This window comes from Paenibacillus sp. FSL R10-2788 (assembly GCF_038003885.1).
Lineage (GTDB): Bacteria > Bacillota > Bacilli > Paenibacillales > Paenibacillaceae > Paenibacillus_AQ > Paenibacillus_AQ odorifer.
In genome coordinates, this window is record NZ_JBBOQA010000001.1 from 328,277 (window position 1) to 354,435 (window position 26,159).

At 45.8% G+C, this 26,159-nt stretch carries 22 protein-coding genes; 15 read left to right on the forward strand and 7 right to left on the reverse strand.

The window, feature by feature from the left end; genetic code table 11:
• Positions 1–29: 29 nt before the first annotated feature.
• Entirely contained in the window at positions 30–479 is a 450-nt protein-coding gene (locus NSQ50_RS01480) for a hypothetical protein (protein ID WP_036687301.1), read from the forward strand.
• A 94-nt stretch (positions 480–573) separates the two neighbouring features.
• Here the strand turns inward: NSQ50_RS01480 and NSQ50_RS01485 are convergent, their stop codons facing one another.
• Genes NSQ50_RS01485 through NSQ50_RS01510 form a run of 6 tightly spaced genes read right to left on the reverse strand, consistent with a single transcriptional unit; the run spans position 574 to position 5,795 of the window.
• Complete coding sequence (locus NSQ50_RS01485) at positions 574–1,443, reverse strand: metallophosphoesterase family protein (RefSeq protein ID WP_036687304.1); 870 nt, start codon at positions 1,441–1,443, stop codon at positions 574–576.
• A 51-nt stretch (positions 1,444–1,494) separates the two neighbouring features.
• Positions 1,495–1,821 carry a DMT family transporter gene (locus tag NSQ50_RS01490; RefSeq protein WP_036687363.1) on the reverse strand — a complete coding sequence of 109 codons (327 nt, stop codon included), beginning with the start codon at positions 1,819–1,821 and terminating at the stop codon, positions 1,495–1,497.
• An 11-nt stretch (positions 1,822–1,832) separates the two neighbouring features.
• Complete coding sequence (locus tag NSQ50_RS01495; RefSeq protein WP_036687306.1) at positions 1,833–2,621, reverse strand: HAD family hydrolase; 789 nt, start codon at positions 2,619–2,621, stop codon at positions 1,833–1,835.
• A gap of 15 nt (positions 2,622–2,636) precedes the next feature.
• Positions 2,637–3,983: an ABC transporter substrate-binding protein gene (locus NSQ50_RS01500; protein WP_081383642.1), complete on the reverse strand. Its 1,347-nt coding sequence runs from the start codon at positions 3,981–3,983 to the stop codon at positions 2,637–2,639.
• Between the two features lie 35 nt (positions 3,984–4,018).
• Positions 4,019–4,864, reverse strand: coding sequence for a carbohydrate ABC transporter permease (locus tag NSQ50_RS01505; protein ID WP_051491496.1), 846 nt, complete (start codon positions 4,862–4,864; stop codon positions 4,019–4,021).
• A 25-nt stretch (positions 4,865–4,889) separates the two neighbouring features.
• On the reverse strand, positions 4,890–5,795 hold the full coding sequence (locus NSQ50_RS01510; RefSeq protein WP_256717342.1) for a carbohydrate ABC transporter permease: 906 nt from the start codon (positions 5,793–5,795) through the stop codon (positions 4,890–4,892).
• 195 nt (positions 5,796–5,990) lie between these two features.
• Between NSQ50_RS01510 and NSQ50_RS01515 the strand changes: the two genes are divergently transcribed.
• The 3 genes from NSQ50_RS01515 to NSQ50_RS01525 all read left to right on the forward strand — a co-directional run bounded on the left by NSQ50_RS01515 (position 5,991) and on the right by NSQ50_RS01525 (position 9,103).
• Complete coding sequence (locus tag NSQ50_RS01515; RefSeq protein ID WP_036687313.1) at positions 5,991–6,548, forward strand: GbsR/MarR family transcriptional regulator; 558 nt, start codon at positions 5,991–5,993, stop codon at positions 6,546–6,548.
• A 210-nt stretch (positions 6,549–6,758) separates the two neighbouring features.
• Positions 6,759–7,946 carry a polysaccharide deacetylase family protein gene (locus NSQ50_RS01520; RefSeq protein WP_051491497.1) on the forward strand — a complete coding sequence of 396 codons (1,188 nt, stop codon included), beginning with the start codon at positions 6,759–6,761 and terminating at the stop codon, positions 7,944–7,946.
• 140 nt (positions 7,947–8,086) lie between these two features.
• Complete coding sequence (locus NSQ50_RS01525; protein WP_036687315.1) at positions 8,087–9,103, forward strand: AI-2E family transporter; 1,017 nt, start codon at positions 8,087–8,089, stop codon at positions 9,101–9,103.
• A gap of 105 nt (positions 9,104–9,208) precedes the next feature.
• Here the strand turns inward: NSQ50_RS01525 and NSQ50_RS01530 are convergent, their stop codons facing one another.
• Entirely contained in the window at positions 9,209–9,595 is a 387-nt protein-coding gene (locus tag NSQ50_RS01530; protein ID WP_036687317.1) for a hypothetical protein, read from the reverse strand.
• A gap of 256 nt (positions 9,596–9,851) precedes the next feature.
• Here NSQ50_RS01530 and NSQ50_RS01535 point away from each other — a divergent pair, with 256 nt between their 5' ends.
• From NSQ50_RS01535 to NSQ50_RS01585, 11 genes are all read left to right on the forward strand, one after another.
• Complete coding sequence (locus NSQ50_RS01535; protein WP_051491498.1) at positions 9,852–15,755, forward strand: S-layer homology domain-containing protein; 5,904 nt, start codon at positions 9,852–9,854, stop codon at positions 15,753–15,755.
• Between the two features lie 575 nt (positions 15,756–16,330).
• Positions 16,331–16,870, forward strand: coding sequence for a MarR family winged helix-turn-helix transcriptional regulator (locus NSQ50_RS01540; RefSeq protein WP_036687318.1), 540 nt, complete (start codon positions 16,331–16,333; stop codon positions 16,868–16,870).
• A gap of 25 nt (positions 16,871–16,895) precedes the next feature.
• Positions 16,896–18,350: an aryl-sulfate sulfotransferase gene (locus tag NSQ50_RS01545; RefSeq protein ID WP_036687320.1), complete on the forward strand. Its 1,455-nt coding sequence runs from the start codon at positions 16,896–16,898 to the stop codon at positions 18,348–18,350.
• Between the two features lie 22 nt (positions 18,351–18,372).
• On the forward strand, positions 18,373–19,413 hold the full coding sequence (locus NSQ50_RS01550; protein ID WP_036687322.1) for an ABC transporter substrate-binding protein: 1,041 nt from the start codon (positions 18,373–18,375) through the stop codon (positions 19,411–19,413).
• 12 nt (positions 19,414–19,425) lie between these two features.
• Complete coding sequence (locus tag NSQ50_RS01555; protein ID WP_036687325.1) at positions 19,426–20,202, forward strand: ABC transporter ATP-binding protein; 777 nt, start codon at positions 19,426–19,428, stop codon at positions 20,200–20,202.
• Between the two features lie 15 nt (positions 20,203–20,217).
• A complete protein-coding gene (locus NSQ50_RS01560) occupies positions 20,218–20,997 on the forward strand; it encodes an ABC transporter permease (protein WP_036687327.1) in 780 nt (259 codons plus the stop codon).
• A gap of 275 nt (positions 20,998–21,272) precedes the next feature.
• Positions 21,273–22,385: an ABC transporter substrate-binding protein gene (locus tag NSQ50_RS01565; protein WP_036687329.1), complete on the forward strand. Its 1,113-nt coding sequence runs from the start codon at positions 21,273–21,275 to the stop codon at positions 22,383–22,385.
• Between the two features lie 91 nt (positions 22,386–22,476).
• On the forward strand, positions 22,477–23,397 hold the full coding sequence (locus NSQ50_RS01570; protein ID WP_036687331.1) for an ABC transporter permease: 921 nt from the start codon (positions 22,477–22,479) through the stop codon (positions 23,395–23,397).
• On the forward strand, positions 23,394–24,197 hold the full coding sequence (locus NSQ50_RS01575; protein WP_051491499.1) for an ABC transporter permease: 804 nt from the start codon (positions 23,394–23,396) through the stop codon (positions 24,195–24,197). Before NSQ50_RS01570 ends, NSQ50_RS01575 begins: the two co-directional genes overlap by 4 nt.
• Positions 24,194–25,237, forward strand: a complete 1,044-nt coding sequence (locus NSQ50_RS01580; RefSeq protein WP_036687334.1) for an ABC transporter ATP-binding protein — start codon at positions 24,194–24,196, stop codon at positions 25,235–25,237. The genes NSQ50_RS01575 and NSQ50_RS01580 overlap by 4 nt, the downstream gene beginning before the upstream one ends.
• A 4-nt stretch (positions 25,238–25,241) precedes the next feature.
• Positions 25,242–26,117 (forward strand): alkaline phosphatase family protein, encoded by an 876-nt coding sequence (locus tag NSQ50_RS01585; protein WP_051491500.1) that lies wholly within the window; start codon positions 25,242–25,244, stop codon positions 26,115–26,117.
• Positions 26,118–26,159 lie beyond the last annotated feature (42 nt).

Here is a 26,159-nt window from a genome sequence, read left to right on the forward strand (position 1 = left end):
ACTCTATATATAGATTGGGAGGGATCAGAATGTCAGAGAACTTAAACCGGGTAAAGTTATCCCAGTGGGATGCGTTATTGGTGGAATCACTCCGCTCCTTGGGGTGGTCTGATGAGGATATTCTTCGTAAAGTGGCAGAGGGCGATTTGCCCGTTGACGAGAGCGAATACCAATTTGATTATAAGCAGCTGACCGCGTTGCAGTCAGAGCAGCCGGAGTTGTTCGGGCAAGCGGTGAAGACAGGCTATCAGATCAAATACAATACGATTCGTGGGATTCGCAGCTGGATATGGGTAGCTCTGGGCAAAGAAGCGGCTCTGGAGCTTGAGGAAGGTAAAGAAGCCGCTGAGGTGGCTTTAACCTTGGCCGAGAAGGAACGTTTGGCCTCTGTGTTGTCCTTCGGTTGGCAGATCGAGAGCGATACGAAGGCAGCGGATGGAGATACAGCTGTCTACCGGATTGCGCCCATTGGACGATAAGCTGAATAGCTACAGTAAAAAACGATTGTTGCGGGGAAGGACTCCCTGTGCACAATCGTTTTTTTTGTTATATTTCTCGCTTAAATGCTTATCATTAATATACGCTTACCGCTGGGTAAGCTACCTCATATTGTGCAGCCTCAATCCAGCTTCCTGTCTTAAAATCTCTGCCCCGGACAAGCACTTTATCGCTATACACTTCCACATAGAAGCCTTGGCTGCCCGTCTTATGTTTATCTTCATTAGTCCAAAGATAGGCGACAGAAGCAGCATTAAACATCGTTGCGATCTCTCCATGGCCAGGGAACATAGTGTTGTTTACCTCCAGCTCCCAATGGGTATGTCCAGTGAATAACAAGGTCTGGGGATATCTCGACAGAATTTCTTTTAATTCCTTATCTTGTGTGACACCATACCAATCTTGCGATTCCAGTGATCCGGCTACGGTGTCTTTAAGCGGTTGATGCAGGAAGAGAAAGATAGGCTGCTCTGGTGAAGCTTGCTCTCCAAGCTTATGCTCCAGCCAATCAAGCTGCTCAGAGGAGAGATCACAGAACTTGGGCAATCCTTGCTCCGTCCCTAGCAAAATAAAATGATAGCCATTGATCCAGTGATCATGATAGGGTCCGGACATTCCGGTCTGTGACGTATACATTCCTAAACGTGATTCCCAATTTCCGAGCCCCACATCATGATTGCCTAAGGTAAAGGTAATCTCGGGCAGGTCGGTTTTATATTGTTTGAGGATACGAAGCATTTCTTCGTATTCAGCAGGGAAGCCGTGGTCTGTGACATCACCGATATGCATAATCCCGCTGCTGCCTTCCCCATGCGCTGCTATATCACGGAGTGCCAGCTCGAAGTTAAGATTGTACTCATGATTGCGGTCAGCAGTGACATGGGTATCCGTAATGATCTGAAAGGTGATAACTGGTTTATCTTCAGGTGATGTGTTCGTACTCATGTTTGGGCATCCTCCTTCATCTATGAACCTATCCAATACTGTTGCTGTTCGCTAATGCGTCTTGCCGCTAATGTTCAGTCCTATGATCCCGACAATGATGACGGCTATCCATAGTAGTGAGGATAGGGTTAGATTTTCTTCAAAGAACAGGGTTCCTATGAAGGAAATCAGGATGATTCCCGCTCCTGACCATATCGCATAAGCTACGCCTACCTTAATCGAGGTGAGAGCATAATTCAGGGAGGTGAAGCTGGCCCCATAGAACAGGAACATAAGCACGGAAGGCCAGAGCTGGGTGAACCCCTGAGATATTTTCATTGAGATGGTCCCTGAGAGTTCGAACACAATAGCCAGCGTCAGAAACATCCATGCCCACATTCCTTCTATTCTCACAGGGAAGTAACCTCAATTCTGAGCTCAGCATAAGATTGTACAATGAGATCTGCATCCGGGAGAATATGTGTTGAAGCACTAGTACCTTCGCTTTCTGCTAGGCCGATAGCTACCTGTACACCCGCTGCTTTAGCCATTCGCATATCCCCGTTAGTATCGCCGATAACCGCTGTGTACGCGGGTTCCACGGCTAACCTTTTGCAGGCCAACTGCACCATGTCGGGGAAAGGTTTACCCTGATCCACAAGATCTGTTCCAATTACTTCGGAGAAATAATGCCGTATGCCCAGCCATTGGAGATGTTTGTCTGCGGCCTCTGTTTCATCTGCGGTCACCACGGCGAGAGGGATGCCTGCACTCACGCACTCATCAAGAAAACGATGAAGTCCCGGAAGGGTGTGAACAGGGCGTTTCTCTTCTAACATAACATCCGCTTCGAGACGGCATTGATGGACGAGCTCCATGGACTCCGCCCAAGATAAACCTTGCAGATAACCCTGCCATGACAGAATGGCATAAAGATCACTCATAGTCCCCATAGCCAGCGGTCCGTTGCGATCATAATCGGTAATGCTCCCCTGGGCATTGTGTATAGTTCCCATTAATGCAGGGAGCTGCTCTTCTGCAATCTGTAGTCCTTTTTCCTTCATATACTTCGTGAATCTCTCTAAAAAACATTCGCCCCAGCTGCCCCAGAGGGATACGAACTGGAGCAGCGTACCATCCTTATCGAATAGAATAGCTGCTACAGTGTATCTGCCTTGCGGAGTGATGAGCTCAGACATGAAGTCCACCGCCCTTTATTTTAATTTATCAAGCGCTGCTTGTGCCGTTTCTTGTGCTTCCTTAAGTGCTTGTGCTGCTGGGATATTCTCAATTTGCACCTTATCTGCGGCGATTGTCAACGCATCGTTAATTTTGCCGCCAGTTGGGTCTTGGAAAGGTGCAGAACCATGAGAAGCTTGCATCAATGGGACCTTAATCTGTGGATTGCTTTCGCTGAATGACACAAATGCCGGGTCTTGCAATGCGGATTGGCGCACCGAAATATATCCCGTATTAATGGACCAGGACGCAGTATTCTCAGCATTTGTGAAGTAGGTTAGCCATTTCATAGCTGCTTCCTTTTCACTGTCGTTAGCTTTGGATAGAATGCCGGCCATAAGTGCTTGGGCTACGGGTTTGCCCTCACCGATCCCTGCCCAGCCTGGCTGCTCCATAGCCGAAACAATGCTGAAGTCCAAGTCGCCCTGATCGCCGCTGGAGCCGGTGTAGCCTGCGGATTGACCCTTCATTACATCGTCAATCGTCTTGTACCAATACTCCCAGCCTTGACCGCCGGAATGAATTCGCATGATCTTATCCTCGTGAATCCACTTGCGGAACAAATCCCAGGTTTCAATCCACTCTTTAGAGTCGACCATAACTTGTTTTCCATCCTCACTAAGGATAGTGCCTCCTTTGCTGAGTACGGCATCAATCATGTTCCCTGAACCCCACATAGGCTCCCAACCATAAAGGGTGGTTTTGCCGCCGTCCTTCACTGTCATTTTCGCAGCTGCGGCAGCTAGATCTTCCCAAGTCTTTAGTGTGCTCGCATCAATCCCATTCTTCTCAAAAACATCTTTGCGATAGTACATGACCTGCGTTGTTCCATACATCGGCAGGAAGTATTGCTTACCATCAACCTGGCCCTGATTTAGAAAGGTTTGGACAAAATCCTCTTTATTAAAATCTGGCTGCAGTGCCATAAGCTCGTCTATCGGAGCGAAATATCCTTTACGGGCCCAATCTACATTGGAGGAGAGAGCAGCCGCAGGCACTTTCCCTGTAGCGATAGCTGCTTGCAGCTTCTGTTCGGTTTCAGTGTAGTCTGCCTGCGCGATACCTTTGACGATGACCTCTTGCTGAGAGGTATTAAATTTCTGAATCAGTGCCTCCATATTCTCACCAAGCTTGCCGCCGAGACCATACCAGAATTCAATCGTTACCGGCGCATTTTGTGTGGGTGCAGCCTCTGTGGAGGGGGAGGAAGAAGCTCCATTTGCCGCTGTAACATTGCCTGTATTCGCATTTCCTCCGCAAGCTGTTAACATTGTAAATCCGGTAACCAAAGACAGGGTGGACAGTCTCTTCAATACGTTCATCATCATTCTCCTCTTATTAAAATAGAATTGTTAGCTTATCCTTTGCTGGAACCAGCGGTCATGTTGACACTTTGCATGATCGTTTTCTGAGCTAGTAGAAATACTAGCAGCAACGGGGCGATGGTGAATGCGCTAGCGGCCATGATCAGCGGCCATTTTAATCCGTAAGCACCTCCTTGAGTAAAGAAACTACGCAGACCCGCCGAGACTAGCTGGAGATTAGGGTCTTTGGTGATCAGCATCGGCCAGAAATAGTTATTGTACTGATCAATGAAGGTGATCAGGGCTAGCACAGCAAAGGAAGAACGTGTAATGGGGACAAGAATGGTCCACAGAATCCGCATATGTGAGGAACCGTCCACTTCTCCAGCCTCCACCAGCTCATGGGGAACCTGAAGGAAGGCCTGGCGAATTAGAAAAATGGAGAAGACACTTACACAGTTGGATAGAATTAATCCGGCATATGAATCCAGTAGATGGAGCTGGGACAATACCAAATATCCGGGAAGATAAACAGCGGTGGCTGGAACCATGTAGCCGAAAAGAATAACGCCTGAGAACAGCCCTCTGAAGCGGAATTTCATATGCGTAAGCGCATAGGCCATCATCCCGGAATTTATTACCTGCAAAATAACAATCGACACAGCGACAAATATGCTATTGCCCATATATCTGAAGAAAGGGGCTTCGTGCCAGGCGGCTGAAAAATTACTCCACAGCGGATCCTTAGGCCAGATTGTGGGCGGAGACTGCCAGATTTCATCATTGGTTTTTAAGGCGCTGGTGACCATCCAATAGAAGGGGAAGGCCATGATCAGTGCAATAGCTGTAAAAAATAGATGGCGGGTCAGCTTGCCCACGCGTACGATCGTTGCATTCATCAGTCGTTCTCCTTTACAGCAGTTGTTATTGATAATGGGTTGTCCGTTTACTAACCTCTAGCGAGACTACGGATAGCAGCATACATATAAATACCAGAACCATTGCGACACTAGAGGCTTCTCCAATCTGGAAGGCTTCAAAAGCAGACTGATAATACATATAGAGCAAGGTGCGTGTTGATCCTGAGGGTCCACCTTGTGTAAGTACGTTAATCTGGTCGTAAGCCTGTAACGCCCCGATGATCTGTACGATGAACAGAAACAGTGTCGTTGGTGAGATAAGCGGTAAGGTAATGCGGATGAACTTTTGAACAGCATTTGCTCCATCCAGTTGAGCAGCTTCCAGCAGATCCGTAGGGACATTGCGTAGTGCTACCAAGTAAAAAATCATCGCCCAGCCTACCGATTTCCATATCGTCACGAGCAGAACGCCGAGCAGCGCCCATTTAGGATCTTGAAGCCAGCCGATTTTTTCTAGACCTAATAGATCAAGTACAGTATTGGCAAGGCCGATTTCGGGTTCATAGATCCAGGACCACACAATGGATACAGCCACGGTCGGCGTGACCCAAGGGGAGAACAGCAATACCTGATAGAGGGTGGAGCCTTTCAGCTTCCCGTTCATCAGGAGTGCTAGTCCAAGTCCGATCAGAATAACGGGCAGCACACTTCCCGCACAGAATAACAGAGTCACTCTAAGTGCTTTATAGAAGGCAGGATTGCTGAACAGATCCAGATAGTTGGTTAGTCCGACAAAGGTTTTCTCGGGGCTCATGAAGTCCCATTCGGTAAAGCTGAGATAAAATACATAAAGTAATGGCGCTAGCCAAAATACAACGAATGGAATCATTGCCGGCAAGGTGAAGAGCACCGGTTTCAACTCCCCTATAAATCTCGAACGTTTCATTATTCTGTCGATACCCCATTCCATCTTCTGTTTTTTGCGGTATAATTCTGAGGAAAGCTCTTCCGTTCAAAAAAAATTGTACACTCATCGAGCAGCTGCGTGGTCAAGTGGACGTAAAGATCGATGCGAGATTATGTAAAAATTTAAGAGATTAGCGCAGGTAGTTGCTATTTTGTGTAAAATAGAAGGGTAGATTATAAGTGGAATGAAGGTGCAGCTATGAAACAGGTAGCCTTTGGTGAAGAGAATAAAGACTTATCTCCACGCGAGCAGCTGCTGCGTCCGATGATCGATGCGATTGCTCAGACGATGGACCTATATGGTGCGAATTATTCATTCGGGCAGCTGTATGGAATTATGTTCTTTGAAGACCGTCCGATGACGCTTGAAGAGATGAAGAATGTGATGAATATGAGCAAGAGTAATATGAGCTATGGGGTCCGTTCTTTGATGGCTTCCAAGATGGTCACTAAGCTGGAGGAGAAGCGGGACCGAAAGGATCTGTATGCAGTGGAGACAGATTTCTTTCAGACCTTTAAGAACTTTTTTGGGATGAAGCTGCAGCGGGAGATTGATGTCATGAAGCAAGCCTTGGACGTTGTCATTCCTGAGCTGGAGGGACTGGTTCAAGCCGTGGATACGTCTGAGGAGGAGCGGCAATTCTGCCTGAAGGATCTGGAGAAGCTGGAGCATGCCGTTCAATATTATCATTGGCTGCAGCAGTTCGTGGACGAGCTTGGGGAAGAGAATTACTTCGCAGATAAGAGAAGGTCCTAGACCGTCTACAATCACATATAGATGTACATAATTGTATATAGATCTCCATTTTTGCGGGGTTTTCCTTAAGCCGGTTCAGGCTTGAGGTTCGCCCTCTTTTTTATGATAAAGAAACAAAAATAAGAAGAAAATGTAACCAATAGCAGGTGGAACTTCCATAAAATATATAGTTACATAGGGACAAGAAATGTTTTTAAGGAGATTCTGAGATTGAAAACGAAAAAATATATGCTGCTTGTTGTTGTCATAGTTCTACTGCTAAGCCTTGCTGCTATTTTAAATACACAACGTGAACCTTCAACAATTACTATTAATGTAAATGGTCAAGTTATAAAGACGGTAGCTGCCAACCCAGCCTCGCCTGATGATCTTATGATCCCTAAGGCAGTGGCTGAACAGGCACTAAATACACAAATCGGCTGGCAGAAATCCGGGCCTCTTCCGCAAGGCATTTACTACAGAGATCAGGTGGCTGTGCTGATGTATCATCATCTTTCCGAGAAGCCCATGCCACAGTTTCCTTGGGTATTATCGGTTGATCGGTTTGATGATCAAATGAATTTGCTGAAGCAGGAAGGCTTTCATGTGATTACCATGGCGGAATACCGCGAATTTATGTTGAATAACGGCGCAGTTCCGGACAATGCAGTGCTGCTGACCTTTGATGATGGATATGAGAGTTTCTATAAATTGGCGTTCCCTGTCTTGCAAAAATACGGATATACAGCCGTGAATTTTGTTATCGTATCTACAATAGATCACCCAGATCCGAATAGTGTGCCGAAGCTCACTTGGGAGCAAATGCGGGAAATGAAGCATGTAGGGATGGGATTTTATAGTCATACCTATGATTTGCATCATTATGGGATTGTGGATGCCGAGGGCGGGCAGCGGCCAGCTGCAAGTGCCCTGTTATATGTTGATGATGAGAACAGGAATGAGATGAATGTTGAATACTACAGCAGAGTTACACGTGATCTGGCCAAGGCGGAGCAAAGGCTGAAGGAAGAATTGGGCAATACGGATTCGGCAATTGCTTTTCCTTACGGCTCCTACAATGACAGATTGCTGGCTGTTTGTGATTCGCTGGGGATTTCACTGACCTTCAAAATTGAGGATGGGATTAACACCAGAGCGGATCGGAATGCCGCACGAATTAACGGGGGAAGTGAGACACTTACCGCTGCATTAACACTTGACCAGATGAAGCATATCGATTTGCCAATGGAATTGACCTTGAACAACCAAAAGGTGAATATGGTAAGGAATTCTCCTGAAATGAGGAAGGGAACCTTGATGGTTCCGTTTCATCAATTATGCAAAGATCTGCATATAAATATGAAATATGATCCGAAACGCCGAATCGTTGAATTGACTCATATGGATGCAGGAGCATGAAAAGTGTCACTTTTATCGATGATGAGATTACAAAAAGTGAGTAATTTCGTCATTTTAGGCGAATCACTAGTTGCTATAAGTGAATTCCTTACTGTAGACTATAAACAGAGTACTAATTGGTAGGCGAATGGAGAGAACTGATGGAATTGTTTAAGCGTTATTACGCAAATTTAACGGTCCGGCGTTTTTTGATTTTAGGATTGGTTGCTCTACTGCTATTCAGTATTAGAGATATGCTTAATTTGGTACTGTTGACGTTTTTGATTGCGTATGTAATGAATAGCTTTCAAGTGCTGCTCACGAAGCGCATTAACAAATATGTAGCAGTTAACAGCAAAGTGATTATTGTTATTCTATACCTTGCCTTAATCGCTGTAATTGTCATAACCCTCGTTAATTATCTGCCTAAGGTTTTCATACAGATTAAACAGTTAACGAATTTTTTGACCAATTTGACCCCTGAGAACATCCCGCAGAATGATATTGTGCAATATATATTCGCCCAGCTTAAGGATTTGAACTATCAGTCGTACATGAAAGACGGTATTGAATATGTCTTGAAAATAAGCAATTGGGGCACCAGCTTTGTTTTATCAACCATTTTGAGCTTTGTATTTATACTTGAGAAAAACAGGATCGTTAGCTTCACTTCCCGCCTTAAAGAGAGCAAAATCTCTTGGTTCTATGTAGAGCTTGAGTATTTTGGCAGAAAATTTATCTCCTCTTTCGGAAAAGTGATCGAAGCACAAATTCTGATCGCGTTGTTTAATACATGCTTTACGGTGATCGGACTCTGGATTTTAGGTTTTCCTTACCTTTTCGCATTATCCATTATGATCTTCTTGCTCAGTTTAATTCCGGTAGTAGGTTTTGTTATCTCGCTAATCCCACTTTGTATTATTGGTTACAATATTGGTGGCCTAGTCATGACGATATACGTACTGGCAATGATTGCCGTACTGCATTTTGTAGAAGGCTACTTCCTAAATCCTAAACTGATGTCATCCAAAATGAATTTGCCTATGTTCTATACGTTTATCGTGTTGTTATTCTCTGAGCATTATCTCGGGGTATGGGGTCTGATTCTGGGGATTCCGATCTTTGTATTCTTCCTTGATATTCTGGAAATTAACAGAGAGAACAAGATAGGAACTTAGGGATTCTGTTATAAAATAAGTATTAAACATTCAAAACCCGGCTAAATGGAAGGTCCATCTAGCCGGGTTTTTTGTGTATGTTACAGCGTCGCTGTATGTATTCCCTTAACCGAAGGAAGTATGGACACTATCTGAAACGATGTCCCTCAGCTCCGCTTTATATGCCGCATACTGCTCGGTTGTTATGCTTCCAGCGGCTAACCGTGAATCCAGTTGATCCGTTAGCTGGGCAACTTGTAGATCGATTACAGCTTCAATATCTTGGCCTTGTTCTGATGCAATATCTTGAAGTGACTTACCGTCATATATGGCCTCGTATAGATCCTCGTCCGTTGGCTGGTTAAGTACCTCCAATAATCCGTCTTGATCCGCGACCTCTGCGGTGGACCATTTTACAGGCGAACTTGCATTAGCGGTAAGACTAGTCCAAGCATTTCCGAAAGACATCACTACAACTACCGTTCCGACTATGATCACTCTTTTTATATCCATTAGAGTCCTCTTTTCTTGTTCTGCAATAACTTATCTTGCTTAAGCATCCGTCTAAAGTATCGTTTAAAATGGGTTCTAACTAGTTATATTGTAACCCGTGAAGCTGAACTGAAGCTTAAGCAATATTAAAAATAACCTAAAGATTTAACACGGCTATGATATAGCGATAATACACCACAGGTATACTTTCCAGATGAGATTCAATGCATATTTATGCATTGAATCACAATCAAACAAATGGGGAGTGTTCGGAGTTTTGAGAATAACAGCAAAAGCTAAACGTTTTCTATCCAGCGTAATTGCCAGCAGTCTGATGTTTGGAATCATGGTTCCAGCAGGATATGCCGAGGAGCAGCAGCTGGAGATGGAGCAGACATCTTCCGAATTAGAGGCGCATTTTGATGAACAGGTTGAGCTCGACACGCTTTTAAGTCAACCGACTGTAATGGCAGATGTGTACGCGGTACCTAACCATCCAGGAGCATTACTGATTACAGAGGTTGTTCCGGATACTAAAAATGTAAAAGGGACAGATGGAACCTCTGTAGATGGTTACGAGTTCGTTGAGGTCTACAATAATACGGACAAGCCGGTTAATTTTAAGGATTATTATTTCTTTTATAATGACAAAGATACATGGGCACCTAATGGTGATGCTGTAATACCGGCGCATGGAAATATTGTTTTCTGGATTATGAACGGCAATAATCTGAATGTTCCTACGGAGGATTTCATCAAAAACTTTAGTCCTTCTGCAGCTTTGCAGGAAGGAGTGAATCTGTTCCGGATCAACGGTGGCGGGGGGATGGCTAATACTTCTGCGCGTAATTTACAAATTAAAAGCAATGCAGGAGATACGTTAATTGTTTCTGCTTCCTATGGAAAAGAACAGGTGAAGGAGAATAACGGGATCTTCTATCAATATTTGCAGGCAGATAGCTCCGTTATGAACCTCATGGCGAATTCGGGAACGGTTGTGGCTACGCCTGGAACCGTAGAGGCAGAACAAGTGCCTGAGCTAGTTCCTGGGGACAAGCAGCCAGTGATTGAACATATCGCACAGAGTAGTGTTGATCCAGCCGATCTCCCTATCAGTGCGAAGATTACTAATCTGGAAAGCGGGGCAGATGGATCACTACCCGTAGTGAAGCTACAGTATGGCTCTCCTTCTCAGGTGAAAGATACGGTAATCACCATGACCTCAAAAGGTGGGGACGATTATGCGGCAATGATTCCTGCAGCTGCGCTGGAAGAGCCGGAGCTGCATTACAGCATCCGCGTTAACAATGTGACAGAGAGTTATTCTGTTCATGTGAATCTGCCGGCGTTCGATCCGAACAATGTGCCACCATTGTTAATCACAGAGCTGCTGCCAAACTCGACGAATGTAAAAGGAACGAGCAGCGACGCTTTTGAATTCATTGAGGTCTATAACAATACCGATGCACCAGTTAATTTCAAGGAATACAAGGTCTATTATCGTTATCCCGATAAAGGTAACGCTTCTGATGTGAAGTGGCCTTCGACACCAGAGAACTTTCTGATTCCTGCACAGCAGTCCGTGGTGTTTTGGGTTATTAATAGTGCAAATAGCACTTACACTGCTAATGATTTCAATACAGAATTCAACACAAACTTAATTGAAGGCACCAATCTCTTTTTGATCAAAAGCGATGGTATGGCGAACTCAGGCCGCCGGGCAGTCGTAATCAAAAGTAACACGGAGAAAGAAATTTCCTCCGCGTATTATGATGCAGACCTCACCTACGATGATGGAGCTAAAGGTGACGATACTAAAGAAAATAAAGCCCTTCTATACAAGTATCCTGTCAATGGACTAAGCAAAATGCTCAAGATCAGTACGGGCTCAGCCGTTCCGTCACCAGGCCATACGGATGTAACACAACTTCCAAACACGCCGATCCATGTGGAGCCGGATACAGAGAAACCATCAGTAGAAGATCTGACGGGCGTAACGGAGATTGACCAGTCGATGGGTCTCGATTTGAAGGCTTTTGCTGATGACAATAAAGCTGTTACTTCTGTGGAGGTTAGAGTATCTTCGGACAAGCAGCCGGAGGCTGTTAGCCACAATCTATCCCAAGACTTCAACGACAGCTTGTATCACTTTAAATTGACCTCTGCTGATTTGATTGGCAGAAATGAAATTCAATATTACTTTGTCGTTTCTGATGGAACGAATGAAACACAATCTCCAGTAATAAAAGTAAAAGTTACAGGAGGACAGGATCAATCCCCACTTCGTTTGAACGTGAAGGAGGGGCAATTGATCAATGGTTCTGTGACCGTAAAAGGAACCTCTGCCACCGCTAAGGCTGATGATTTAGGCTTGAGCATCGACAGTAAGCTACTGGGCAATAACGAGGCATATACTGCACTTGAAAATGATGCCTACTTTGTATTTGAAGCCAAAAATGTGGACTATTATTTTAAAAATGCCATCACGATGGGACCGGAAGAACTAGGAGATGCCAGTATTCTGTATACCTTTATGGACCCGATTACTACGTATACTACATTGACTTTTCCTATTTCTTCTGCCGCTTTACAAGTGGGCGCGGATAATGTGATTTACATTCGGGCGGGCTCTAAATCATCCCCCTTTGACCCTCGTCCTGAGGAGAATAAGGATGATTTTGAAGTGAAAAATGTTCGTCTCCTGCTGGCAGACGGTACCGAAATTTGGGATCCGGCTTATGCAGAACGTGATAAGGAAATCAAGATGGGGGACAGCGCAGGTAAGCACGAATCCCTCGGCTTCCAGTTCGATCTGAAAGCGGATTTGTTCCGTTCAAAGGCGTATAACTGGAATACTAAAGAAGTACCTGACGGAGAACATAAAGTAACGCTTACCGAAGGTGGAACGAAAGTATCATCAAACGTGATTGTCGATAACACGCCACCATCCATTAAAGCATCGATAGAAGAAGGACAAACTTACCGTGGCAATTTTGAAATTGCTGCTGAAGTTAAGGATACCTATGCGGGTGTAGATAAGGTCAGTGTGAAGCTGGACGGTAATGTCATTGAACTGCCCTATGCTACTTCATCCGGGAAGTTATCCGCTGGGGATCATACACTTTCTATCACAGCCTTGGATAAGATCGGCAATCAGGCAGAAAGGGTAATTGCATTCCATGTGCCGAATGAGAATCCATTTGCACCACTGCTTATTTCTCCTACGAACTGGGAGACTGCTGTAGGTACTAATCCGACTTTAAAGGTTAAGGTTGAAGATCCTAATCAGGATAAGATAAACGTTACCTTCTTTAGAGGATTCAAGTACGATGCTAACCATCCAGAGCACGGCTTTGCTGGGTTTATAAACGCATCCGATACAGAGCCGCCGAAACAATCCGAACCTGCGGGCGAACAAGCGCTTAGCGGTGACGACTACAGTAAAATAAGTGCGGTGGACGGACAATATTTAATTAATGATGCTGTTGATCAATTCCCTTATCAGCGTTATGAAATTAAGCTGGATGAGTCGGTTAAGGCGTCAGATCGTGTAGATATTGAATGGAAAGGGAATTCGTTGCCGGGACGTAAAGTAAGTCTCTACGCTTGGAGCCCTGCTCAACAAAAATGGGTACAGCTGGATCATTTAATCGCTGGAACAGAGGATTTTGAGCTGAAATCCACGGTTACAGCTGGAGCATATGCTAATGGAAATAGCATTGCCGTAATGGTTCAGGACGAAATTGCTTCTGTGGCTAAGACAGCACCTACAGTAACACAAGATACGTATGATTTCTCTTTTGTATGGATGTCTGATACACAATATTATTCACAGAGCTACCCTTACATTTACCGTAAAAATGTAGAATGGATAGCTGACAACAAAGAGAGCTTGAACCTGAAATATGTAATCCATACAGGAGATGTCGTGGATAAATCCTATCAGGAGTATGAGTGGAAGGAAGCTGACCGGAACATGAAGGTTCTGGAGGAAGCTAACATTCCTTATGGTGTTCTTGCGGGTAATCATGACGTAGGCCATCAAACCGGGGATTACACGAAGTTCTGGGAGTATTTTGGGGAGTGGAGATTCAAGAATATGCCGACCTTCGGTGGCTCTTATGACAACAACAGGGGCCATTACGATTTAGTGTCTGCGAACGGAAATGATTTTGTTATTGTATACATGGGCTGGGGATTGGCTGAGGAAGAAATCGAATGGATGAATGAGATCGTTGCCCGTTATCCAGAGCGTAAAGCGATTCTTTGTCTCCATGAATATTTGCTGGTTTCTAATAACCGTGCACCTATTGCGGATAAGATTTTTGAGATGGTTGTGAAACCTAACAAAAACGTAATCGCAGCACTGTCCGGCCATTATCATGATGCTGAGCTTAAGGTAGACGAGCTGGATGATAACGGTGACGGTATTCCAGACCGCAGTGTCTATCAAATGCTGGCAGATTATCAAGGTGCTGAAGAAGGAGGCCTTGGCTATATCCGTCTGCTTCAGTTCGATGTCGCTAATAACAAACTTCGCGTGAAGACTTATTCGCCTTATTTGGATGATTATAACTACTATGATGAAGACGAATATCCAGGCAAAGATGAGTTCGTTCTGGATCTGGATCTACAGCCTGTGACTAAACGTGTGGCTACCGACTATATCGGAGTCAAGGTTTACAGCGATCAGGAAATTTCGGCCAATCAACAAGTAGAGAGTGGCGCGGAGACTCAGGTCATTTGGAGTAAGCTAAATACGGATAGCTACTACCAATGGTACACAAAGGTTGAGGATGATCACTCCGGCAGTGTGCTTTCAGATATCTGGGGCTTTTACACTGGAAAAGAGGAGGTAACGCCGACACCAGAGGTGACACCGACGCCGACGCCGTCGCCGTCGCCAGAGGTAACGCCGACACCTGAGGTATCGCCATCGCCAGAAGTGACGCCGACACCAACACCTGAGGTGACAACGGCACCTCCAGTAGTTTTCCCAGTGCCAACAGTGACTCCACCGCCTACAGCCACACCTGGAGCGGGAAAAGGAAACATTGAACTGACATTAGGAAGTAATGGAACGTATATAGCTGATCCGTCAGCCTTGAAGAAGCGGATAGAGGAAGCTGCTACAGGGGGAAGCCTAAAGATTAGCGTAGGCGGAGCCGCCTCGGCTCAAGATCAGATTAGAATTGCTCTTGATGCAGCGAGTATACAACAGGCTATCGATAAGAAGCTGAACCTGAATATTGTGTCTTCTAACGTTACATTGAGCGTACCGACAAGCTCCTTACCAGCCATCCCGGCAGGCAGTGATATGCTGCTACTAAGCATTGATATGAGTATGATTTCTGTACAGGCCAATGTCGCTGGAATGGGTCCAGCTAGAGCTACCGTTACGATGAACCTCAGTACATCAGCAGGCGGCAAAGAAACAGCTATCCATCAGCTTAAAGGTACTGTTACGGTTACCTTGACGCTGACTAAGGAACAGCTTGCTAAGCTCGATACGGATTTTGCGGGTGTCTATTATGTAAATGGCAGCACGTTAGAATATTTGGGTGGAGTGTTTAAGGATAATACCGTTACCTTCACAACAAATCACTTTTCCTCCTTTGCGGTGCTGGAATACCATAAGCAATTTAGGGATACTGCTGGCCACTGGGCAGAGTCGTATATTTCCAAGCTGACGGCTAAGCATGTGATTAAAGGGATTGGCGATACGCATTATGGACCACAGGCGAATGTAACCCGCGCAGACTTTGTTACACTGGCCATTCGTTCTCTCGGATTGGATGAGGCAAGTGGAGCTATCGCCCAGAGTGCTTTCGCAGATGTATCTAAAGATGCTTATTATGCACAGTCGATAGACAAAGCTGTCCAGCTTGGATTGATCCAAGGCAGTGATGGCAAGTTCCGCCCTAAAGATGCAATTACCCGTGAGGAAGCGGCAGTTGTCTTGCAGAAACTGATGCAGTATAAAGCTGGATCGCAAGCTTCCGTTGCTGCTACTGCAAGCTTCAAGGATATGAATAGCGTATCTGAGTGGGCGAAGCAAGCAGTCATTGATTTACAGGCTAAGGGAATCCTTGACGGCAAGGGCAACAATAACTTTGACCCTCGTGGTAAAGTAACCCGCGCTGAAATCGCAAAACTGTTATATGGAATAATTAATTTATAAGATTGGATGGCAAAGGCAGGCAGAGGTGACTCTGGTCTGCTTTTTGTCATTTTTGGCGTGTAGTCTTCATGTTCTTCTATGAAAAAAAGGAAATTCTCACTACTCATATGATTTTTCATATATAATATTTTGGATTAATTTTTAATTTTCAAATTTTTCGAAATAAAAGATAGATTGCAAGGAGTGCAAGTGAAATTAAATATCTCCAATCTGCCACTTCAGGAATCGGGTAAAATATATTTACTGGTTAGAGCGTTATTTACCGGCCGTATCATCTTTTATGCAGGTTTATGATGAAGACAGTCATGCGCTTGTACTGGAAAGTGGTCAATAAGCTTACAAGTTGGAGGGCACCTTTGTGAGTGCTCTTTTTTTGAATTCTTAAAAATACTCACTTGACAGGTAGGAATAAAGGGGTATATGATATTACCAATACTTAAACAGTAATTAAATGAACAGTGAAATAATTCAACCGAGCTGATTGGACCACCAAAGGCTCCCGTACTTTTCCCTTGTCAGGGGTAGGTGCTGGGAGTCTTTTTTTATGGGCTGATTGGGAGAAAGCAGAGGTAGGCATGAGCGAACAGTATTGGAGACAGCTGGAGGAGACGGATTGGGCATTTCGCAAGGCGGTTCGCAGATTCGTGAAAGAGCGGGATAAGGTCGCCGTAGCAGGCATCTCCTTACCAGGCATGCTGATTCTGCACAAAATCATTCGCGATGGTGAGCAAAGGCTAGGAGACTTAGCGGATGAACTAGACTTCACCTCAGGTGCGATTACCGCATTGAGCGATAAGCTTGAGGCGGGTGGATATACCGTGCGCAGACGTAAAGAAGGCGACCGTAGAACGGTAATGCTGGATATTACGGATAAAGGCCGCAAGCTGGCGGAGCAGAACAGCAACATCGGAGAACGATGTATTTCGCTTTTGTTTGAGGGGTTTACAGAGGAGGAATTGGCGCAGCAAAATGACTTTTATCAGCGGATCATTAGCAATTTAGAAGGATTCTCGGATATCCTGCTGAAGCTCGCCAAGGAGAATGCAGAGACCTCTCCAACCCTTGAACAGAAGCCACGAACAACCACCAAAAAAAGTAATTATCTTAGCTACTAAAAATTGAAAATAGGAGAGATGAACGATGGGACATTCAACCATTTATCCAACTGGAGCAACCGTATATAACCCTGACAAAGCCTGGAGTGGCTATACTGTATTTCAAGCTGGTGAAGAAGGTGTTGTACTGATAGATATGAACGGTAAAGAGGTACATTTGTGGAAGGGGCTGCTTGGATTTCCGGCTAAAATCTTCCCGGGTGGTTATGTGCTGGGCAGCACAGGAAGAAGAGATCCCAAATTCGGCATACAGGATAATGTAGATCTGGTACAGGTGGACTGGGATGGGAACATCGTGTGGAAATATAACAGCTATGAACATATAGAAGATCCGGGTTATGAACCCCTCTGGTATGCCCGCCAGCATCATGACTATCAGCGCGAAGGCAATCCGGTCGGATATTTTGCACCAGGGCTTGAACCCAAGGTAGACAGTGGCAAAACGCTAATTCTTGCTCACAAAAATATCTACAATCCTCAGATCTCCGACAAACAATTGCTTGATGACACGATCCTTGAGGTGGACTGGGAGGGGAATATCGTCTGGGAGTGGGCTCCAAATGAACATTTTGATGAGCTAGGCTTTGATGAAGCTGCCAAAAATGTACTATTCCGTGATCCTAACTCACGCTCTTTCGGAAATCTAGGTGGCGGTGTTGGGGACTGGCTGCATATCAATTCGGCTTCTTATGTAGGACCCAATAAGTTTTACGATGCAGGTGACGAGCGTTTCCATCCGGATAACGTGATCTGGGATGCGCGGGAAGCAAATATTATTGCGATAACGGATAAGCGTACCGGAGCCACCGTTTGGAGAATCGGTCCGGATTACTCGCTGCCAGAAGTGAAGCATATCGACTGGATCATTGGCCAGCATCATGCGCACATCATTCCGAAAGGTTTGCCGGGAGAAGGTAACTTACTTGTATTCGATAACGGGGGCTGGGGCGGTTATGGTCTTCCAAATCCATCTTCTCCTTTTGGGCAAAAAAATGCACTCCGCGACCACTCGCGAATTCTGGAGATTAATCCCGTGACCCTTGAGATTGAGTGGCAATATACAGCGGCAGAAGCTGGTTTCTCTGTCCCAACCGATTCTTATAAATTCTACAGTCCATATATCAGCTCAGCTCAACGGCTTCCGAATGGCAACACCTTAATTACAGAAGGTTCTAACGGCAGACTCTTTGAGGTTACGCCAGAACATGAACTGGTATGGGAATATATCTCGCCATTTACGGACTCCAGAAATACCAACATGGTCTATCGTTCCTACCGTGTGCCTTATGCCTGGGTACCACAGCTGGAAACGCCAGTTGAACAAGCGATTGAGCCAATAGACGTAACGCAGTTCAGAGTCCCGGGGTCTGCACCTAAAGGATCGGATTCTGTGGTAAGTGTGGCGACAACCCTGCCCTTTGTTGAAGGAGCTGCTTGTGTGGCGACGACGGATGAAGGCAGCAGCCGCAAGGTAAATTAACAAATTTGAGGAGATGTGTCGGTTGAAAAAATCATGGATCAGCTCAAGCTTTCTGCTCTTATCTTTATCAGTGGTTATCCTTTTATCGGGCTGCAGCTCCAAGGGCGATGCGGCTGCCTCTAATGCCTCTAAAGAGGGAGCGGCGAACAGCAAAGATGAGATATTAAAGATAAAAATTGCTGACATCAATACGAATCCCACTTTTCGGGTGGCATTAGATAAAGGCATCTTTGCCAAACACGGGATTGACGCTGAACTAGTCAACTTTGGTTCCCCTGCGGAAGGTGTAAATGCCCTTTTTATTAAACAGGTGGATGTGGCTTTCGGGGCAGACTTCCCATTGCTGAACGCAGTGGCGAAGGGCGATTATGCTATTATCGCCTCGGCGGGATTAGCGACTGATGAAGCGTCCACTGAATGGAAATTGTTCGTACAGGACGATATTCAGAAGGCTGAAGACTTGAAGGGAAAGAAGCTGAGTTTCATACGCGGCACCTTCATTCCGTACCTTTGGGATGAATATTTGAAAGAGCATAATGCCGCTCTCAGTGATGTGGAGTTAATAGGACAGGGTGCCTTTGATGAAGCTTATATCGCTTTGAAGCAAGGTGCTGTGGATGGAGCATGGTTTTATGGTTCGGTTCTGAATGATAAGCTCTATGCGCTTAAAGGTGTTCATGAACTGACGGATATGTCTAAAACCACGGTTCGATTGGGGATGGGGATTGTAACGGGAAATGATTTTGCGGCTAAGAATCCACAAGGTATAGCGAATTTCCTAGCAGCGGTGGATGAAGCTGGAGCCTATGCTCAGGCTCACCCAGATGAGGTTGCTGATCTGATGTATAAGGAAGTGAAGCAGCCTAAGGAATCTACGATAAAAGACCTGCCGAATAATCCGTGGGCACTAGGATTTACTCAAGCAGCGTATGACAGTTTGACCAAGCAGAAGAAATATATGGTCGACAACGGAATCATCGAGAAGGATTTCGATCTGGATAGCAAGCTGAATCTTGAGCCGCTGGCGAAGGCATTGCCAGAAGAGGTTACGTACAAGAAATAGGGGGAGTTCAGAATGTCATTACCTGCTAAGCAGCATACCATTCATATTGAGCAGCTCCGTAAAAGCTACAGCGAACCAACTGCTGGGGACATTCACTACATTATAAAAGATGTAGATCTCGTAATTAAAGGTGGGGAATTCTTCGTTCTGCTTGGGCCGAGTGGTTGCGGGAAATCAACACTGCTGAATATGATCGCCGGGTTTGTCTCAAAATCTGGTGGGCATCTACGGGTGGATAATGTAGAGGTGAATAAGCCCGGCAGAGATCGGGCGGTTGTGTTCCAGCAGGCGGATTCCTCCTTATTCCCTTGGTTAACCGTCCGGCAGAATGTGGAGTTCGGATTGCGGATGAAGAAAATCGCAAAGGCGGAACGGCACACAATATCGGATAGGTTCATCGGGCTTGTTGGGCTGAACGGGCATGAGGAGAAGTTCCCGAAGGAGCTATCTGGGGGTATGAAGCAGCGTGTTCAGCTGGCTCGGGTGCTGGCGAATGATCCAGCGATTCTGCTAATGGATGAGCCATTTGGTGCGCTGGATGCGATGACGCGCCGAACGATGCAGAAGGAATTGGTCAACATTTGGCGCCAGACACATAAGACGGTGATTTTTGTAACTCATGATATTCAGGAGGCGTTATTGCTGGGAGAACGAATTGGCATTATGTCAGTAGGACCGTCCTCTAATATTACAGATATTTATGACAATACACTGGCGTATCCGCGGGACGTAACCTCACCGGAATTCTACTCGTTATACAATCAAATTCAAGGTCATTTCGAAGAATAGGATAGGGTGAGACAGATGAGGAAATGGGTGGAGAAGAAGTGGGTTTCCGTAACCCTTCTATGGATTACCGCGCTCTGCGTCTGGCAGCTTGGAGCTGTAATCTATGGCCCCGATGTGATCCCCGGACCATGGAGTACACTTAAGGGCGGACGGGAGCTGCTGGAAGACGGAACCTTGCTGCAATATATAGGGATTAGCTTTTATCGGGTGCTCATTGGTTGGGTACTCGGCAGTTTACTGGCGATTCCCGTAGGACTAATCATTGGGAAGGTGAACTTGATCCGTATTTTTGCGGAGCCTTTCCTGAACTTTATCCGTTTTATCCCGCCGATTGCATTCATTACTTTGTTCCTAGTATGGTTTGGTATTGGGGAGCAGTCGAAGATTGCGTTAATTATGTACGCCACCTTTTTTATCGTGGTGCTGAATACTTTAACCGGTGTGATGTCCGTGGAAGAGGACAAAATCCGCTCAGCCCGCAGTATGGGCGCCAGTGAGTGGCAAATTCTGATTCATGTGGTCGTTCCGGCGACGATTCCTTATATTTTTACGGGTATCCGCTTAGCGATGGGCACCTCATATATGGCGATTATCGGTGCGGAAATGATTGCTTCGAACGAAGGCGTAGGTTATCTGATCTGGAATTCCCGGTTGTTTTTCCGTACGGATTGGATCTTTGTCGGCTTGTTCTGCCTTGGCTTTATGGGCTTCTTTACGGATCGGCTTTTTGGCTGGTTCGGTAAGAAGGTGCTTTACAGATACGGTGTTGTCAGTGTGGCAGCGCGTAGACGGTAGTTATATTCATACATGTAAAACTGCCTGGAAATGTCGGGCAGTTTTTTACTTGGACTGAAGTTTATACGAATATTTTTTGTCATTGTAAGTAAATTGTATTTCTAAGGGAAACGGCGGTCATCTAAAAAAGACGACAGGTCGTTTCTTTTTATTTACAAATATTCCTATTCTCCTTAATGCCGCGAAAATAGTACACGCCTATACTGCAATTGGGTGCCTAACAGTTGGAGCATAAAGAAGCCCGCAAATAAGAAATAGGAGTGAAGGGGGAAATCATGAAAAAAGGGATCAAAAATCAATTATCAATGGGTCTAATGTTATCCTTGCTCGTCCTGTTGCTTGCTGCTTGTGGAAATTCAGCCAAGGCTGAAGAAACAACGAATGGAAAGGCTGGCACCAAAGAATTAAGTCTGACTGAGATCGAGAGTAAAGCTAAAGAAGAGGGCAGTATCGTCAGTGTAGGAATGCCGGATTCTTGGGCGAACTGGAAAGATACATGGAGTGATATGGACAGTAAGTATGGTCTTACACATTCGGATACCGATATGTCGAGCGCGGAGGAAATTGCCAAGTTTGATGCGGAAAAAGACAAACCAACGGCCGACATCGGAGATGTGGGGATTGCGTTTGGATCGGTTGCCGTGGAGAAAGGGGTAACACAGCCTTATAAAACATCCTACTGGGATGAAATCCCTGATTGGGCTAAGGACAAGGACGGAAATTGGATCGTCGGCTATCAAGGCACCATCTCTTTTCTGACTAACACTAAGCTCGTGGCGAATCCGCCGAAGAGCTGGGAAGATCTGAAGAACGGCAATTACAAAATCATCGTTGGTGATGTAACCAAAGCTGCTCAAGCACAGATGGCTGTATTGGCCGCAGCGATTGCCTTTGGTGGCGACGAGTCGAACATTGAACCAGGGATTGCTTTTTTCGAGGATTTAGCTAAAAAAGGACGTCTCTCCAATGCAGAGGCTTCCCTTGCCAACATTGAAAAAGGTGAAGTGGAAGTTACCCTGCTGTGGGATTTCAACGCTTTGAATTATAGAGACCAGATCAACAAAGATGGCTTCGCTGTAGCCATTCCACAAGAAGGCAGTGTCGTGAGCGGGTATGCCACGATCATCAACAAATATGCGCCGCATCCTAACGCGGCGAAGCTTACACGCCAATACATCCTTAGTGATGAAGGACAGATTAATCTTGCCAAAGGTTACGCTCGTCCGATCCGTGACAGTGTAACGTTGCCGGATGATGTTGCAGCTAAGCTGCTGCCAAAAGAAGAATATGTCAACGCTAAGCCTGTTGGTGATTACAAGGTATGGGAAGAGACGGCAAAAACCATTCCTCAATTGTGGCAGGAACGTGTGCTTGTACATTTGAATTAGTATTCATTTCTCCCCAAAAAAGAAGCAGGGCGCCTTCGTCATGATGCCGTAAGGCGCCTTTGTTCTATTCCCGCGACAAGGAGCGAGTAAGATGAAACAAAGAAGCCGCGGTGTGATCCTGGCACTTATTCCATTTGCACTAATGGTGTTAGCCTTTCAACTGGTACCTATAATATCCATGCTGACGGGAAGCTTACGCACAGCGGACGGAACGGGATTTACGTTAGGCAATTATCTGCATGCGTTGCAAAGTGCCTATTACATGCAGGCGATTAAGAACAGTCTGCTAATCTCCATAACCTCAAGTCTGATAGGGATCATTATCGGACTTTTTTGTGCTTATTGCATTACCCGGTTTACCCCGAGAGTACGCGATAGACTTCTAATGCTGTCGAATATGACCTCTAATTTCGCAGGTGTTCCGCTGGCGTTTGCTTATATCATTTTGCTCGGAAATAATGGGGTGTTTACACTCTTATTTAAACAGTGGGGCTGGAGTGTTTTTGCCGATTTTGATCTATATAGCTGGTCAGGTCTAATACTGGTGTATGTATACTTTCAGGTTCCGTTAGCCTTATTGCTTTTGTACCCGTCCTTTTACGGAATCCGTGAGCAGTGGAGAGAGGCAGCGTCCTTACTGGGGGCTGGGCCTTGGCAGTTCTGGAAGACGATTGGCCTGCCTATTCTAACTCCAGCGATCTTTGGCACACTTGGAATTCTTTTTGCTAATGCAATGGGGGCTTATGCCACTGCTTACGCATTGGTTGGCGGAAATTACAATCTGTTGGCGGTACGTATCGGTTCACTGGTTGCCGGAGATGTGGTTACACAGCCACAAATGGGGAGTACGCTTGCTGTTCTGCTTGGTCTGACTACGATTTTGGCGGTTTATCTGAACCATTTAATGGTGCGGCGCGCGGAGAGGTTCGGAACGAAAGCGCTCAGTAAACCGGATGTGAAAACCACAGCTCCCCGGCGTTTATGGACAGCTCGTGAGGAGGTAGGGCAATGAATATACGTAAAGCAGGCTTTGCTCCACGCACCTTCATGCTGCTGCTCATGGTATATTTGCTGCTTCCTCTTTTGGCAACGGGCATTTATGCTTTTGCACAAGATTGGCAGAATACCTTGCTGCCCCGAGCTTGGACCTTGAATTGGTTTGGGGAAATGTTTGAGGATATTCGCTTTCTGGAGGCGCTTTGGACCTCGCTTTATTTATGCCTGATCAGCGTGGTGCTGAGTCTGGCCGTGATGCTGCCAGCTGTTTTTGTCATCACCCTCTATTTTCCGCGCTGGGAGAGCTTTATGAAAGGTATTGTTGTTTTGCCTTATGCGGTGCCTGGTGTTGTGGCTGCGGTAGGTCTTATTCGTACCTATTCCTCTGGTCCTTTTGATATCGCTGGAACAGCGTATTTATTGGTGGGCGCATATTTTGTGGTCATCCTTCCCTATATGTATCAGGGCATTCGCAATAGTCTGTTAACGGTTAATGCCGTAGAACTGCTGCATGCTGCGGAGCTGCTTGGTGCCCGCCGAAGAACGGCCTTCTTGAATGTGATTTTGCCTAATATATGGCCTGGGGTTATCGTCTCTACACTGTTATCATTTTCAGTTCTATTCGGCGAATTTGTTCTTACGAACATGTTAGTTGGCGGACATATTCAGACGATTCAGGTATATCTATATCAAAGGGTTGGTGAAAGTGGACATTTGGCCAGTGCGATTGCGATCTCTTATTTTCTGTTTATTCTAATTCTTTCGATGGTACTAATGAAGCTCGGTAAAAAGATGGGGGGAGGTATTAAGGGATGAATGATTATCTAAAGCTGCAGGGTGTACGCAAAATGTTTGGGAATACCTGTGTGTTAGACAATGTTGATTTGGGGATCCGTGAAGGTGAGCTTGTGACACTGCTAGGCCCCTCCGGTTGTGGAAAAAGCACATTGCTACGCTGCATAGCCGGTCTTTCAGAGCTGGATGGCGGCAGAATTCTTTTGGATAATAAAGATCTGGGAAGTTTGCCGCCCCGTAAGCGCGAGGTAGGAATGGTGTTTCAGTCTTATGCCTTGTTCCCCAATCTGACGGTGAGCCAAAATATCGAGTATGGAATGAAAATGCGGGGACTATCGAAATCAGCCCGCCATCATCGCTGCGCGGAATTGCTGGCATTGGTCGATCTGGAGGATAAACGGGATGTATATCCGCAGTCCCTCTCTGGTGGACAGCAGCAGCGGGTAGCGCTGGCTCGTTCTCTAGCGGTGCAGCCCAAAGTATTGCTGCTGGATGAACCCTTAAGCGCACTAGATGCTAAGATACGCAAGAATTTACGTGCTGAAATCCGTGATATTCAAAAAAGGTTTAACATGACGACACTATTCGTGACGCATGATCAGGAGGAAGCACTGATTCTTTCTGACCGCATCTGTATTATGAACGGTGGCCGGATTGTGCAGGATGGCACACCTGAGGGGTTGTACTCCGCACCACGAACAGAGTTCGTTGCCCGGTTTATGGGCAGTTACAATGTATTGACCCGATCAGAAGTGATGACGTTGTTCCGGGGGATAGATAGCACGAAGGACCGCTTTGCTATTCGGCCTGAGGCGGTTACGCTGCTGCATGAGGGCGCGGGACTTCACGAGGTTGCTGCCGGACTGCAACTGGTGGATGGCATCATTAAATCTGTCTCCGTATTGGGCAATATTGTTAGGTGTACGGTAGAGGTGGAAGACATTTCTTTAACGGTTGATCTTTTAAATGACGGACGCTGGCTGAGGCTGGTGGAAGGGGCTAACGTCACCTTGGCTCTGAACCCTTCTGAGCTGCTGCATCTGGAACGAGAGGGAGCGTAATAAGATGACTGAAATGAACAATAAACTTATTGTGGTAGTGTTGGACGGACTTAGATATGAGGCCGCACGTGAATATATGGGGTATATGGAGCATCTGGTGGAGCAGGGGAAAATATCATGTCACCGAGTGAAATCGGAATTACCCAGTCTGTCACGCCCGCTTTATGAAGTGCTCTTGACGGGTACACCCGTGTCCAAAAATGGAATTACGGCTAACCATATTGTGAGACCAAGCCATGAAGAGAGCGTATTCCATCTGGCAGTGGGCGCTAATTTGCGCACAGCTGCTGTCGCCTATCATTGGGTCAGTGAGCTTTATAATTCGGCCCCTTTTGATCCGCTTGCTGATCGCCATCAGCACAATGTGATGAAGCCCATTCAGCATGGCAGTTTTTATTTCGAGGATCACTATCCCGACAGTCATGTGTTTGCCGACGCTGTGTATTTACGGAGTGCCTATGATCCGCATTTCCTATACATTCACTCCATGAATATAGATGACGCCGGGCATCGTTATGGCGGAGAGAGCAAGGAATATGAGTTTTCAGTGCGTAATGCTGACGGTCTGTTGGCCACTGTTTTGCCTATTTGGATGGAACAGGGCTATAAGATTATGATTACGGCAGATCACGGAATGAACGCAAATGGGTACCACGGCGGGATAACTCCTTCCGAGCGAGATGTGCCATTATATACGTTTGGGGTAGATGTATTATCTTCGGAAAAAGAGGAAGAAGTACTGCCACAGCTGCGAATGGCTCCTTTAATGTGCCACTGTTTGGGGCTGGCCCCTTCGGCAGCAATGAGTAAGGAGGGCTTGCCTCCACTTGTGCAGAAGCAATCCCATGACAAAGTGGAAGAACCTTTGCCGTTGGTATGAAATAAAATAATTAGCACGAGAAAAATCATATATTTCAACTAA

Coding starts and splice junctions, on each gene's coding strand:
- NSQ50_RS01575 (WP_051491499.1), top strand. CDS start 23,394: ATGAATATACGTAAAGCAGGCTTTGCTCCACGCACCTTCATGCTGCTG.
- NSQ50_RS01560 (WP_036687327.1), top strand. CDS start 20,218: ATGAGGAAATGGGTGGAGAAGAAGTGGGTTTCCGTAACCCTTCTATGG.
- NSQ50_RS01510 (WP_256717342.1), bottom strand. CDS start 5,795: ATGGAATGGGGTATCGACAGAATAATGAAACGTTCGAGATTTATAGGG.
- NSQ50_RS01500 (WP_081383642.1), bottom strand. CDS start 3,983: ATGAACGTATTGAAGAGACTGTCCACCCTGTCTTTGGTTACCGGATTT.
- NSQ50_RS01565 (WP_036687329.1), top strand. CDS start 21,273: ATGAAAAAAGGGATCAAAAATCAATTATCAATGGGTCTAATGTTATCC.
- NSQ50_RS01495 (WP_036687306.1), bottom strand. CDS start 2,621: ATGTCTGAGCTCATCACTCCGCAAGGCAGATACACTGTAGCAGCTATT.
- NSQ50_RS01515 (WP_036687313.1), top strand. CDS start 5,991: ATGAAACAGGTAGCCTTTGGTGAAGAGAATAAAGACTTATCTCCACGC.
- NSQ50_RS01525 (WP_036687315.1), top strand. CDS start 8,087: ATGGAATTGTTTAAGCGTTATTACGCAAATTTAACGGTCCGGCGTTTT.
- NSQ50_RS01490 (WP_036687363.1), bottom strand. CDS start 1,821: ATGTGGGCATGGATGTTTCTGACGCTGGCTATTGTGTTCGAACTCTCA.
- NSQ50_RS01555 (WP_036687325.1), top strand. CDS start 19,426: ATGTCATTACCTGCTAAGCAGCATACCATTCATATTGAGCAGCTCCGT.
- NSQ50_RS01545 (WP_036687320.1), top strand. CDS start 16,896: ATGGGACATTCAACCATTTATCCAACTGGAGCAACCGTATATAACCCT.
- NSQ50_RS01530 (WP_036687317.1), bottom strand. CDS start 9,595: ATGGATATAAAAAGAGTGATCATAGTCGGAACGGTAGTTGTAGTGATG.
- NSQ50_RS01540 (WP_036687318.1), top strand. CDS start 16,331: ATGAGCGAACAGTATTGGAGACAGCTGGAGGAGACGGATTGGGCATTT.
- NSQ50_RS01585 (WP_051491500.1), top strand. CDS start 25,242: ATGACTGAAATGAACAATAAACTTATTGTGGTAGTGTTGGACGGACTT.
- NSQ50_RS01480 (WP_036687301.1), top strand. CDS start 30: ATGTCAGAGAACTTAAACCGGGTAAAGTTATCCCAGTGGGATGCGTTA.
- NSQ50_RS01570 (WP_036687331.1), top strand. CDS start 22,477: ATGAAACAAAGAAGCCGCGGTGTGATCCTGGCACTTATTCCATTTGCA.
- NSQ50_RS01485 (WP_036687304.1), bottom strand. CDS start 1,443: ATGAGTACGAACACATCACCTGAAGATAAACCAGTTATCACCTTTCAG.
- NSQ50_RS01505 (WP_051491496.1), bottom strand. CDS start 4,864: ATGAATGCAACGATCGTACGCGTGGGCAAGCTGACCCGCCATCTATTT.
- NSQ50_RS01580 (WP_036687334.1), top strand. CDS start 24,194: ATGAATGATTATCTAAAGCTGCAGGGTGTACGCAAAATGTTTGGGAAT.